A 13,415-nucleotide genomic window follows, 5' to 3' on the forward strand; every position below is an offset into this window, starting at 1 on the left:
AAATATCCCCTTATGAGATAGTTTCTGGGAGATAATCATTAAAATCAAACCACCATGAAATTCTATGAAAACGCGAGAAATCGGGAGATTTCGCTTTCTATATTGAGGGAGATTAGTTAAACAAGAATAGACATAAATAGGCCGAAAGAAAAAAACAACCCTCCAGTTAAACACCAGCGAAAAACTTTTTGTTATGCTTGGTGATACACTTTAAAAGGAGGGGATTTCGTGACGGACATAAACGAAATTGCTTATCTTGAAAAAACTTTAAGTTATTTAACAAAGGCATATAAGGAGCTTTCGTCAAATATTACTGATCAAGACCACAATTTTAAAAGTTTACAAAAATATATGGTTGAATATAAAAGTGAACTAGATAAATTCGAGGTGTATGATTACCAGCAAACCTTAAGCATGATAGACAAGAGGGGGTTTGCACAAGTGATGGAACGTGAGGAAGTAAGAAAGCTTATAGAATCTCCGTACTTCGGACGATTTGACTTTATATATCTTGGTGACCATCCGAGTGAGGCAGAGACAATCTATATCGGGCGCTTCGGTTTTGCTGATGAAGAAGGGACACAACTAATCTATGATTGGCGTGCACCTATTTGTAATATGTACTATGAATTTGAAATTGGTGAAGCTTATTATATTGCGATGGATCACCAATTTGACGGTGAACTAATCAAGAAACGTCAGATTAAAATTGAAAATTCTAAGCTTAAGTATATGCTTGATAGCTCATTAACGATACAAGATGAAGTTCTACAACAAACATTAACCCAGCATGCAAATGATAAGATGAAAACAATTGTTACTTCAATTCAACGAGAACAAAATAAAATTGTACGGAATGAGTCAGCTTATAATGTCATCATTCAAGGAGTTGCTGGTTCTGGAAAAACAGCCGTTGCCTTGCACCGCATCGCTTATTATTTATATAAATTCCGTGATACGTTACGAGCAGAACGTATTTTTATTTTGTCACCAAATAAAATATTCAGTGATTATATTTCTACCGTCTTACCAGAGCTTGGTGAAGAGCCAATTCGCTCCTTTACATTGGACGAGTTTACGGCAAATTTGTTGCCGGCAGCTGTAACGTTTAAATCATTTGAGGAAGAAACAAAAGAAATTTTATCGAATCCAGATGGGGCGTTGGCTTCACGTGCAAAAATTAAGGGGAATTATTCGTTTGTTCAAAAACTGCAATCCTTTTTATCTAACTTAGATTTAAGACTTCTTAAAAACGAAAGCATCTCCATTGTTGGTGTAGTAATACAAGCTGATTATTTACAAGGGCGCTTCCTTCAATATCGAAAAGAGCCGGTTGTTACACGTTTAGAGCTTATGGCCGATGATATTATTCAAGTGCTTAAATCTAAGTGGGATAGGGAAGGGAAGTTACCGAGTAAAAATGAAATCATAAAGCGTTTAAAAAAACGTCTCTTGTTTCCTTCACCGTTAGCAATTTATCGTGCTTTTACCGAAACGCTTAGAGAAAACTCGTTTAAATTTCCGAAAAAATGTTTTGAATTTAATGATGTATATCCCTATCTATTTGTACAGCTTTATTTTAAAGGAATTAAGCAGTATGATCTCGTCCAGCACTTTGTACTAGATGAAATGCAGGAATATTCACCGATCCAATATGCTGTATTATCTAAAGTGTTTACATGTAAGCGAACAATCATTGGTGATTTCAGTCAGGCTCTTTTGCCATACGAAACGATATCCAAAGAGGCATTTGAGGCCATGTTTCGTAATCTGGAATACGTAGAGTTAACAACCACTTATCGGTCATCATATGAAATTGTGATGTATTCAAAAAAATTCATGCGTAATGGGGAAATTCATCCAATTGCAAGGCACGGGAAAGAACCGAAGGAATTGATTTATTTGACACTTGAACAAATGTTGAAACAAGTCCATGAAAGTGCCATGAATGATTATCGAACTACGGCAATTATCTGTAAAATGGAGGAAGACTTACAGATTTTGCACGAACGTTTAAACATACCTTTTACAATACTAGACGGCCAAACAGAAAAGTTTGAAACAGGCCTCCTTTTAACAACTATTCAGTATGCGAAAGGTCTTGAATTTGATGCTGTTATCATACCTTTTGTGAACGAAACCAATTATCGAACTGAATTTGACCGTGGATTACTTTATATTGCCTCAACTAGAGCGATGCATGAATTAACTGTACTAGTGGATAAAGAAGCACCTTCACCATTATTGTAAATCCTTTAAGATAGCAATGATTGATTTGACATCATTCATTGTTATTTGGATTTGATTGATTAAATCATCTGTTACATGAAAAAATTCTGAAGAAAAGGTGGGCGTTTGTAACATTTGCAGAATATCTGTCTTTTTCCCTGATTGTTCCAGTTCACGAAATAAATGGGCAATGCTAGTAATCGAGAAATGTGCGCTACGTAACGTCCGGATTACAAGTAATTTTTGTAGGTCACGCTCTGTATATATTCTTCGATTTTGTGCATTTCTTTCTACAACATATAAATGATTACGTTCCCAATTCCGTAAGGTCTCTTCCGTTAACTGAAGCAATACTGAAACAGACTTATGGGAGTATGTTTTATCTGCTGTTGATTTGTTTTGTAATAGCTGTTTCACCGTTTTAATTGATTTTAAAGCATACTCATATTCTGTTTGCAAATAAGTTAAATAGGATTCAGCTGCTTGCAAGCTTTCTTTAAACTGTTCACGACCGCTAAGTCTCACAATGTTTGTTGCCTTTTTGCGAAGATTATTCTGAATAAATTCTTGTTTAAATGCAAGTCTAGCAATTTTCATTTGCTTGAGATGTAGGTCAGAAAAAATTCTATAACCATTCGATTTTCTTGGTACAGGCGAAATATAATGCCACTCTTCATACAGTCGTACTGTATTTGGATGAACCTGAGATAATTCAGCAATTTCACTAGTTCTCATAAATAAAACCTCTACTAACTGAAGATAGGATGTAATGAAATAAAGTTTACTATTGAATAATTAAGATTTATCATACGAGAATACTTAAATAATTACCTTAAAAAATCGAAGTTGATCATTTAGAATTGTTTGAATGTCCAGCGATGTATAGCGAAACGCCGCATCTGGAGAAAAAGGCTCTTGGATTATATATGCTCAGTTCAATAAAGAAGTGTTTTCCTTAAGAAAAACAAGGCATCAACGATAGTTGAGCGCCTTGTTTTTAACTCTGTAAGATTGGATTAATTTATATTGTGCTTAATTAATTATTTCTCAGCTACATTGAGCAGTTGATGTTTAAGTAGAGCTAGTTCATGATCGACTTCTTCAATCATTTCATAGTGATCATTATTGGATGAGTCTGATTCAGTATTTAATACTTCCGTTGCCAAAATCTCATTTTGAATTTTCTCAAGCAACAATTTTGTATTGATTCCGCCGAAATTTTTATTCATTTCGATTTCGTTTCTTACGATATTATGCTTTATAAGCAATGCTTCCTTTTTCACAATCATATCATCTAATTCATATATTGCTCTCTTTAGCTTTTGCTGATATTTATGGGTATTTGCAGAATGCAAAGCCATCGTTGCATGTAATTCTTGTAGCTTGTTTTGCTCTTTGATTCTTTCTCGAATACACTCTCTTGCCGCGGCTTCATCGTTAATGACTAACAATTGTTCAGCCAGTTTAGAGAGGCTGTCGATTCGATGGGAAAAGGTGCTTTCTTTTTCTTTGAAAAATTTGCCGAGCGCAATTTGCTTAGCTAAGGAAGCTTTCATATTATCGATGGTTCTTTCAGATTCACTGATCGATTTTTCTAGCAGCTTGCTTGTTTCTTCGATTTTATCGAGGAAAATATGAATCTCTGATTTAAACAAGGCGTTAAGCAACGAGAGAAAATACTTAACCAGTTTCATCATTGGAATAATTCCTTTTCGTGAACGGTATACTTTTTACCGTCAATCATAATGATATAAACGCCTTGAGCCTTCATCTTTCGTTCTTGTGTTGTCCATTCTTTTTTTCGCTTAACTTTCATGAAAGTCTGCTGCGAATAATTAATTAAGCAATTAACAGTATACAAAAGTAGAAGAGTAGTGTTAAAGAAAGGGAAAATGCAAATTAAATAAGAAAGTATACGACTCTTATTTGTATATAACAAAGCAAATAGGATGATAACGGATAATAAATAGGTGACGATGAAAGTAAATCCCAATATGAACCCCCCAGTTGTATTAATGTTTTAGTATATTGATTCAATTTTCTTGAAATATATATTATCATAACAATTTTTTTTGATTTAGAAAATTAATAGCGTTTATAGATGAAGTTTTCTTTTCTGTGAAAATATGGAGAATACAAAAAGGCTACTCAAAAGTGAGTGGCCTTAAACATTAATTAGATTCGAACAGCTCTTCATAAATAACTGATAGTAAGCTTAAAGGACCGGGAGAATCAAGACCTGCTTCCCATGCCATTATTCCTCCAAAGCCTTCTTTCATAGCCAGTTTTGTTTTCCGTTTCATTGTCTCGCTGCCGTTAAAATAATAAGTCGTTCCATTCATGCTGATTGTGTCATTGGAAGCATCATTTGGATTGTTCTCAATGATGGCAGCATAAGAAACTTGTTTAACAGAAGCTTCTTCCGGCTGGGCATAGAAAGGAACCCCTAATATGAGCTTTTCTGTCGGCAAGTTATATTGTTCGAATAGATTTCTCCAATAGAGCGCAACCTTTTCTGTGAAAATGTAAGTAGACAGATTTTCGGCGTGATAGCCTTCATCCCACTGCCCGTCGTACGCCATAATATTGATATGGTCGACATATTCGAAAGTAGAAGGTTCATAAGTGACGTAGTCTGTTTCGGTTAATGTGAAGGCATTGATTTTAGAATGGACGGCGATTGAAAGCTCACGACCTTCAGGATGAAGCCGGTCGCTCAATTGTTTCGTAAAGTTTGCTAGATTATTTGCATCTTTTTGCGAGCGAGGATGCTCAAAGTCGATATCAATGCCATCTAACTGTTCTTGTTCAACCAAACGGATAAGCGAATCAACTAATCTCTCTCTGGATTCTGGATTACTGATGGCAACTTGAAAATAGTCGTAGCTTTCTCCGCCATATAGATGGGACCAGCCGCCGACAGCAAGCATCACTTTTGTATCCGCTTCATGAGCTTTTGTGACAATTGTTTTCAAATTAGACTCTGCCGTCTCTCCGCTGAGAAGTACTTCTCCATCCGCTGTTGGATGAGCAAATGAGAAGATGATATGTGTTAATTGTTCGTAATTTATTTGTTCCGGATCGCGAAAGTCCTGAATATAGGCTATTAGTGCATTTGTATTGTTTATATTTAAATCAGCTGCTTTTTCCTCTGTTGGATCTTCAGTCATATTTTCTTCCTCATCCAAAACATACGGTTCGCTTTCTGTTATCGGAATCCGTTTTTCGGTGAAGATTTTTCCTGTGAAAAATCCGCCTATGAAAACAATAATTATGACAAAGGAGAGGAAGAATATTCGATTAAGCACGCGATATTCCTCCTTTAATCTGTTAAACTCCTAAAAATTGTAACAGATATTGCACTGAGGAATGGTTGGTAATGTCAGCCATCTGCAATAATAGGAGAACATTTATTCGGGTAAGGGAGGATTATCGAGAATATTGCCTATATTCAGAAACAACTATGTTCCAAATACTCAATAGAATATAAAAACATATTCAGCAAGGAAAAGATTATAACTAGGTTGATATTTTAAATACAAGAAAAATATCGATAAATAGCAGGACAACCTCGTTTGTTTAACAAATACTTACATATACAATGAAAGGAGGGAAAAAATGAAATACGACGCAATCGTTATTGGTGCGGGATTGGCGGGGCTAGTTGCAGTCGCTGAAATGGCGGATGCAGGGAAAAAAGTTTTGCTCCTTGATCAGGAACCGGAAACTTCGATGGGCGGACAGGCTTGGTGGTCATTTGGCGGACTATTTTTAATAAATTCACCGGAGCAGCGAAGAATGGGGATAAAAGATTCAAGAGATTTAGCATGGCAAGATTGGCTGGGAGCCGCGGGCTATGACCGCGAAGAAGACGAAGATTACTGGGGTAGGAAGTGGGCAGAGAAGTATATTGATTTTGCAGCAGGGGAAAAGCGAGAATGGTTGCATAATATGGGAGTTCGGTTCTTTCCGGTAGTGGGCTGGGCAGAAAGAGGAGGATATTTAGCTGAAGGACACGGAAACTCGGTGCCACGATTCCATATTGTTTGGGGAACAGGCCCCGGACTGGTGAAGCCGTTTGAAAGAAGAGTGAGCACGCATATAAAAAATGGTACCGTCACTTTTCAGGCAAGACATATGGTTGATGAGCTGCTGAAAGAAAATGGTGCAATATTTGGCGTGCGAGGTTCAATATTAAAGCCCAGTTCAGTTGCCCGTGGAGAAGATAGCTCAAGAGAAGTGATTGGAGACTTTGAGTATAAAGCTGATGCGGTTTTAATTGCTAGCGGAGGGATAGGAGGAAACTTAGATTTAGTACGACAAAATTGGCCGAAACGTCTTGGTGAAGCACCGAAATCAATGGTAACAGGCGTACCAGCACATGTTGACGGCCGGATGCTTGAAATAGCTGAAAAAACAGGAAGCCGAATCGTTAATCGAGATCGGATGTGGCATTACACAGAAGGATTGAAAAATTGGAATTCAATATGGAGCAATCATGGCATTCGCATTATTCCCGGTCCTTCTTCCATTTGGCTGGATGCAACAGGCCGCAGATTACCGGCTCCTAATTTTCCGGGGTTTGATACATTAGGAACTTTACAAGCCATTCAAAATACAGGTTACGACTATTCATGGTTTATATTGACTAAAAAAGTAATTAAAAAGGAATTTGCGCTTTCAGGATCCGAGCAAAATCCTGATTTAACCGAAAAAAGCATAAAGAAGTTACTAACCCGTATCGGTTCAGAACCACCCGATCCTGTCCAAGCATTTATGGATAGAGGAGAAGACTTCGTGATTTCCGATAATTTGCAAGACTTAATCGCAGGAATGAATAAGCTGGCGGGCAATAAGCTTTTAAATGCGGCAGACATAGAAGGTCAAATAAGAGCGCGCGACAGGGAGTTAGACAATCGGTTTACGAAAGACTTGCAAATAATGGCACTGCGCGGAGCTCGAAATTATTTAGGCGATAAGTTGATCCGTGTCGCTGCTCCGCATAAGTTTCTTGATCCGGAAAACGGTCCGTTGATTGCTGTCCGTTTGCACATATTAAGCCGAAAAACATTAGGCGGGCTCCAAACAGATCTTTCGGGGAGGGTGCTGAATTCTTCCGGTGAAAGTATTCCCGGCTTATATGCAGCGGGTGAGGCTTGCGGATTTGGCGGCGGCGGTGTTCACGGTTATCGATCTTTAGAAGGCACTTTTTTAGGCGGTTGCCTCTTTACAGGCAAACAAACGGGAATGGCAATCGTTAAGGAGCTGTCATAATGCATGATCATAGTAGTAAACTATTAAAAATGAATCTGGGTGAAAAATAATGCCATCTATTTCGACTGTTCAAACAAGCGTAGATAGTGAATCAGTTGTTTCTGAAACAAAATTGCTTCTAGTTTGGAGCCTGCTTACATGGATTGTTGTCATGAATACAACAATGTTGAATGTCGCCTTGCCATCTATATTAAGCGACCTTTCGTTAAGTTCATCTGCCGCTTCATGGATTGTCTCCGGATATTCGATCGCATTTGCTTTATCTACCTTGACTTTCAGCAGACTTTCAGATTTTTTGCCTATATCAAGATTACTTTTAATTGGCGTTATTATAATGGGAATTTCGTCTATCATCGGTTTTTTTTCATCACATTTCTATTTGCTGTTATTAACCCGCATTTTACAAGCAATTGGTGCCGGTGCAGTTCCAGGTTTGGGATTGGTGGTTGTGCGACGATATATCCCAATATCTAGACGAGGCAAATCCATGTCCTTCATAGCATCTGCCGCTTCCTTGGCATTCGGGCTTGGACCGGTAGTCGGAGGGATAATTACGCAATTTTTAGGGTGGCACTTTTTATTCGCAGTTCCAGGGATTGCTGTTTTATTTATTCCGGTATTTTCAAAGCTAATCCCGATTGAAGGGGTTAAGAAAGGTTATTTTGATATTTGGGGTGCAGTGCTGACAGCTGTTTCTGTCACCTTCGTTTTATTATTCATTTCGACACCTTCGCCGCTGATCGTTTGCGTAGCGCTTCTATGTATTCCTGCAACGTGGATCTATTTGAACAAAGCAGCGCAGCCGTTTATTCAGCCTCACCTTCTTAAAAATAAGCAATTTTTGAAGCTTCTCTTTGTTGGATTTGCAACATTTTTTACTAATTTTTCTACAATGTTTATCATTCCGATCATTTTGACCAATGAATTTGGCAGGGCTCCTGTAGAAATTGGCTTGATGATTTTTCCAGGAGCTATTTTAGGGGCGATTTCAGCACAGTATATCGGTAGAATGATAGATCTGTTCGGCACTGTCCGTTTTTTCATAATTGGTCAGTTATTTCTAGCAGCAGGCACTCTTTTGTTTGCGATACTGTCAACAAGCTCTCATTACTATATTATATTTATGTATATGTTCATAAGTATCGGATTTTCCACTTTAAACTCTTGTCTGTCTAATGAAGTAACTAGAATTCTTCCCTTGAAAGATATTGGAACAGGTGTCGGGTTGTCGCAAATGGTCCAGTTTTTTGGCGGGTCATTTGGTGTAACGATTGCAGGTTTGCTTTTTACACTTCAAACAGGACTGACTTCGGCTGCAGCATACCGAAATTTATTCCTAATTATTGCTAGTATAATTGCCATATCAGTTTTGGTTTATCTTTTTTATTATAGACAATTGAAGATTTCACAAAGCAAGACCCTCGACAGATGATCGAGGGTCTTTTTGTTAGCTTTTTATTATATTGTTGAATAGTCTTCAGAATGTGCGCTTATTCGGTTAATCGCATCAATATAGGCATCTGCACTGGCAACAATGATGTCGACATTAATGGCTCTTCCTTGATATAGTGAGCCCTTGCTGCGTACCTTTACAAAAACTTCTCCGATTGAGTCCTTGCCTTTGGAAATAGAATTAATTTTATAGTCGATTAGTTCTGTATCTGGTATGGAAATGGCTGTATCTATTCCTTTATAGATGGCATCAATTGGACCGTTTCCTTCACCGATTCCTTCAATTACTGAGCCGTCCTGATGGACAATATTGACGAACGCTCTGTACTGATTGTCAGGCAAAATATGAAGGCTGAAATCCTTAAAATTATAAATGTACGATTGATCTTTCGAAGGCTGTGTTTCTAATAAAGCAATAATATCTTCATCAAAAATCTCTTTCTTACGGTCAGCCAGATTTTTATACTTAGAGAATATCTCCTTCAGTTGTTCATCTCCAACAGTATAGCCAAGTTTTTCAAAACGCTTCTTTAAGGCATTTCTGCCGGATAGTTTACCCATGACCAGCTTCGTTTCTGTAAATCCGATTGTTTCCGGCTTTAAAATTTCGTAAGTTGATTTATCTTTAATTACGCCGTCTTGATGAATGCCGGAAGAGTGCGAATATGCATTTCCTCCGACTACTGCTTTATTAGGAGGAATTGCAATACCTGTAAGACGGCTTACAAGCTTACTTGTTCTGGCGATTTCCACTAGATTAATACCGGTTTCTTTTCCGTAGTAATCTTTTCTTGTTTCTAGTAAAGCTGCGACTTCTTCTAAAGCCACATTACCGGCTCTTTCACCGATGCCGTTTATGCATCCTTCGACTTGTGTCACCCCTGCACCGATGGAAGAGATGCTATTAATAAGGGCTAAACCTAAATCATCGTGGCAGTGGCAGCTTAATCGTACTTTTTCGATACCAGGAGTATTGGCTTTGACATATTCGAATAGTTTAATATATTCTGTTGGCGTCGTATAGCCAACAGTATCAGGGAAGTTTAAAACAGTTGCCCCGGCTTCTATTACTTTTTCTGCCACTTCACTTAAAAATTCCAACTCAGTTCGTGTCGCATCTTCACATGAGAACTCAATATGACTAAAATGTTTCGCTGCATAGGCAACACTTTCTGCCGCTTTTTCTAGAACTTGTTCTTTCGTCATTCCGAGCTTTCGTTCTCGGTGAATAGGGGAAGTCGCTATAAAAATATGAATTCCAGTATTATCAAAATCCCCAATTGCATTTATAACAGCATCAATATCTTCTTTATTAGTACGAGCGAGACTGACAACAAGAGGTTTCGTAACAGCTTTTGCAACAGCTCGCACCGCCGCTGCATCTCCAGGGGAGGCGGCAGCAAATCCAGCTTCTATAATATCAATTCCTAGTTTTTCTAGTCTAAGAGCGATTTCCACCTTCTCATCCTGATTCAAGTTAACACCGGGTGTTTGCTCGCCATCACGCAATGTAGTATCGAATAAATAAATTCTATTATTCATTTTTTAAGCCTCCCTCATAATTTGTTTAAATAAGATAGCAGTTATAAAACCACTCAGGCTAATTACAAATATTCCCTTTTTATTTTAAAAAGTATATTACTACATAGTGAAAGCGTATTCAATATATTTACAGAAAAAGTAAAATATTAAATTTGATCATTGTAAATAATGTTATAATTTCAGTTGTAATGACGGTTGAAAGGGTATGTATATAGTAAAGGAGTTGATTATAGTTGCAGGCTTTAGATGGAATAAAAGTGCTTGATTTGTCCAGAACATTAGCCGGTCCATTCAGTACAATGATGCTGGGGGATATGGGGCGGAGATTATTAAAGTAGAACAGCCGCATTCCGGGGATGAAACAAGTAGATTTACTCCTCCAACAGTAAATGGAGAAAGCTGCTACTAATTATCATCAAACAGAAATAAGAGAAGCATTACAGTGGATTTAAATTATACAGAAAGGAAGTATAACATGGATTTAAACTTAAAAAACAAGATTGCTGTCATCACTGGAGGAAGTAAAGGAATAGGATTTGCGACCGCTTTAATGCTGGTCAAAGAGGGAGCGAATGTTGCGATTTGCGGACGAGATCGTAATAAACTGAAAGAAGCGGCTGCGCTTATCAAAGAGGAGACAGGAAAAGAAATATACATATCAGCAAAAGATGTCTCCATTAAACAAGATTGTGAGGATTTCATTCAAGAAGCTGCAGAGCATTTTGGAGGACTTGATATTTTAATCAATAATGCCGGTAAATCCGAGGCGATGCCGTTTGAAATGATTAGCGCTGAATTGTGGAAACAAGACTTGGATTTAAAACTGTTCGCCGCCATTAATTGCGCTAATGCAGCTATACCATATATGCGTGAAAGAGGTGGCGGTTCAATTGTCAATGTTACTGCGACTATGGCGAAAACGGCTCCTGCTTCTTCTTTGCCGACTAGCGTCAGTCGTGCAGCGGGCATGACGTTAACGAATGCAATGAGCAAAGATTTAGGGAAGGATCGCATTCGTGTCAATACAGTATGTATCGGTTTAATTCGAAGTGAGCAGATCGAAAAAATGTGGCAATCAGGACATAGCCATTTGTCATGGGAAGAATTTTCCGGGCTGTCGGAGCATAATATTCCGTTAGGTAGAATAGGAGAGGCGAAAGAAGCGGCTAATGTTATCACATTCCTAGTCTCGGATGCGGCATCGTATATTACAGGAACTTCAGTTAATATAGATGGCGGCAAGGGCGAGGCGCTATAATCTTTTTGGATGGAAGGAGAATTGGATGAGAGCGGAGAAAAAGTCGGATGTTGTTTTACCGTTAAAAGGTGCCGTTAATTTTAGAGATATGGGTGGTCTGCAAACATCAGATGGTAAATATGTAAAAAAAGGAATTTTATTTCGAGCGGCTGAGCTGACAGGACTGACAGATGAAGATATTAATTTGTTAGAAAAAATGAACATAAAAACAATATTCGATTATCGACGTGATGCCGAAGCTGTCCGAAAACCAGATCCGCCCATAAAGAATGCAATAAACGAGCGGGTACCGGTGATGATCGATAATAATATTGCAGCAAACATGAATGCAAAAGACGAAGAGATTAATCGAGCCTTTTATGAACGATATACAAAGGAAGGCTTTCTGAATTTGTATAAAACGATACCAATCCAAAATCCATCATATAAAAGATTGATGCAGCTTGTAAAAACACCTGAGAAGAATTTACCTCTTGTTCATCATTGCACGGGGGGGCGTGACCGAACTGGAGTAGGAGCGATGATTATATTGATGACAATAGGCGTCCCGTTCGAAACGGTACTAGATGATTATTTGTTATCCAATAAAATGTTAGAAACGTTTCATAATAAAGTATTTGAAAAAGCTGCCCGATTCTTTAATGAAGAGGAAATGAAGCAATTTAAAGAAGGGTTTCTATTGCAGGAAGAATATTTGCAAACGGCCTATTATTCCATTATCGATACATATCGGGACTTTGATGTTTATCTTTTGGAGGAATTCAATATTGACGAAGAAGTGCGTAATCATATAAGGCGTTTCTGTTTAGTGTGAAAATAGGGGCAATCTGCTAGAATTCATTTCTGCTGATTGCTCCTAATTATTTATAAATTATATTCTGTCAATTTTTTATAAAATTGTGAACGGCTTATTCATAAAAATTACGATGGTATTAGTGATGATTTTTCCGGAGATTGCAATTTGGTTGCCGAATCTTGAATGAACGAAAGCAGTGTCTCATTTCCAGATGTTTATAAAATGAGACACTGTCTTGTTTTCGATACAACTATGCACTTCAGCTGTCTTACATAGCAAACAATTTTACTTTAAATGAACCAATTGTCAATAGTGTTTTTCTTGGCATAAGAATTGCATATATTTAGATGAATATATGCCCCCGGAAAATGTAATTCTTTTGAGTTTTTCATACAGATCGAAAAAAAGGGGGGATTAATGAAGAGAACTGTTTTTTAGAGAAACACGGACGTATTGCGGTAGTATGTTTTGCTAACCCGCCGATTAACTGTGTCAATTATCGCTTTTGGCATGGCATACTCAATTAATCATTCACAAGGAAGCATTAAAGATTTGAAGATTGACCTTTAAGTTAATGGAGGTAATACATGAATATAGAATCCTTGGAAGAGCAGAGGAAAATCTATGGGAACAGTCCATTTAACAATCATTTAGGCATAAAAGATGCCGGCGGACGTATGTTAGCAAAATCTATTGGAACATTTAAGATTATTCGCTAAGGAGGATAGATGGGTATTCTAAGTGTCAAGCAGACATTTTAGAAGCCACCCTGCTTGTAGAAAAATGACCTGATTATTAATTTTATTGATTGAAAATCTTTTTCTATATAAAATGATTCGTAAGATAATGGTATAATATGGAAAG

11 protein-coding genes and 1 pseudogene are annotated in these 13,415 nt (G+C 37.6%); 7 read left to right on the top strand and 5 right to left on the bottom strand.

The window, feature by feature from the left end; translation table 11 throughout:
* The first annotated feature begins 228 nt into the window (after positions 1–228).
* On the top strand, positions 229–2,250 hold the full coding sequence (locus tag IEO70_RS12645) for a HelD family protein (RefSeq protein WP_190998737.1): 2,022 nt from the start codon (positions 229–231) through the stop codon (positions 2,248–2,250).
* On the opposite strand, the gene IEO70_RS12650 is transcribed toward IEO70_RS12645, so the two are convergent.
* From IEO70_RS12650 to IEO70_RS12660, 4 genes are all read right to left on the bottom strand, one after another.
* Positions 2,242–2,964, bottom strand: a complete 723-nt coding sequence (locus IEO70_RS12650; RefSeq protein ID WP_190998738.1) for a MerR family transcriptional regulator — start codon at positions 2,962–2,964, stop codon at positions 2,242–2,244. The genes IEO70_RS12645 and IEO70_RS12650 overlap by 9 nt on opposite strands.
* Before the next feature lie 305 nt (positions 2,965–3,269).
* Positions 3,270–3,926 (bottom strand): PspA/IM30 family protein, encoded by a 657-nt coding sequence (locus IEO70_RS12655; protein WP_190998739.1) that lies wholly within the window; start codon positions 3,924–3,926, stop codon positions 3,270–3,272.
* Positions 3,923–4,045 carry a hypothetical protein gene (locus IEO70_RS20215; protein WP_268938751.1) on the bottom strand — a complete coding sequence of 41 codons (123 nt, stop codon included), beginning with the start codon at positions 4,043–4,045 and terminating at the stop codon, positions 3,923–3,925. The genes IEO70_RS12655 and IEO70_RS20215 overlap by 4 nt, the downstream gene beginning before the upstream one ends.
* 355 nt (positions 4,046–4,400) lie before the next feature.
* Positions 4,401–5,537 (bottom strand): glycosyl hydrolase family 18 protein, encoded by a 1,137-nt coding sequence (locus tag IEO70_RS12660; RefSeq protein WP_190998740.1) that lies wholly within the window; start codon positions 5,535–5,537, stop codon positions 4,401–4,403.
* Positions 5,538–5,847: 310 nt separating this feature from the next.
* On the opposite strand from IEO70_RS12660, the gene IEO70_RS12665 reads away from it, so the two are divergent.
* Both IEO70_RS12665 and IEO70_RS12670 read left to right on the top strand, forming a co-directional pair.
* Positions 5,848–7,503, top strand: a complete 1,656-nt coding sequence (locus IEO70_RS12665; RefSeq protein WP_190998741.1) for an FAD-binding dehydrogenase — start codon at positions 5,848–5,850, stop codon at positions 7,501–7,503.
* Positions 7,504–7,552: 49 nt separating this feature from the next.
* The gene (locus IEO70_RS12670) at positions 7,553–8,935 is read left to right on the top strand and encodes an MFS transporter (protein WP_190998742.1); all 1,383 of its coding nucleotides are present in this window, start codon (positions 7,553–7,555) and stop codon (positions 8,933–8,935) included.
* 26 nt (positions 8,936–8,961) lie between these two features.
* On the opposite strand, the gene IEO70_RS12675 is transcribed toward IEO70_RS12670, so the two are convergent.
* Positions 8,962–10,497, bottom strand: coding sequence for a 2-isopropylmalate synthase (locus IEO70_RS12675; protein ID WP_190998743.1), 1,536 nt, complete (start codon positions 10,495–10,497; stop codon positions 8,962–8,964).
* A gap of 233 nt (positions 10,498–10,730) precedes the next feature.
* Here IEO70_RS12675 and IEO70_RS12680 point away from each other — a divergent pair.
* The 4 genes and pseudogenes from IEO70_RS12680 to IEO70_RS20220 form a co-directional block, all read left to right on the top strand.
* A pseudogene (locus tag IEO70_RS12680) lies at positions 10,731–10,903 on the top strand (CoA transferase); the annotation flags it as partial.
* Between the two features lie 69 nt (positions 10,904–10,972).
* The gene (locus IEO70_RS12685) at positions 10,973–11,755 is read left to right on the top strand and encodes an SDR family NAD(P)-dependent oxidoreductase (RefSeq protein ID WP_190998744.1); all 783 of its coding nucleotides are present in this window, start codon (positions 10,973–10,975) and stop codon (positions 11,753–11,755) included.
* Between the two features lie 25 nt (positions 11,756–11,780).
* Positions 11,781–12,569 carry a tyrosine-protein phosphatase gene (locus IEO70_RS12690; protein WP_190998745.1) on the top strand — a complete coding sequence of 263 codons (789 nt, stop codon included), beginning with the start codon at positions 11,781–11,783 and terminating at the stop codon, positions 12,567–12,569.
* Positions 12,570–13,138: 569 nt separating this feature from the next.
* On the top strand, positions 13,139–13,270 hold the full coding sequence (locus IEO70_RS20220) for a hypothetical protein (RefSeq protein WP_268938752.1): 132 nt from the start codon (positions 13,139–13,141) through the stop codon (positions 13,268–13,270).
* Positions 13,271–13,415: the final 145 nt, after the last annotated feature.

Origin of the sequence: Peribacillus faecalis, assembly GCF_014712675.1 — a bacterium.
In the GTDB taxonomy this organism is placed as follows: domain Bacteria; phylum Bacillota; class Bacilli; order Bacillales; family DSM-1321; genus Bacillus_AD; species Bacillus_AD faecalis.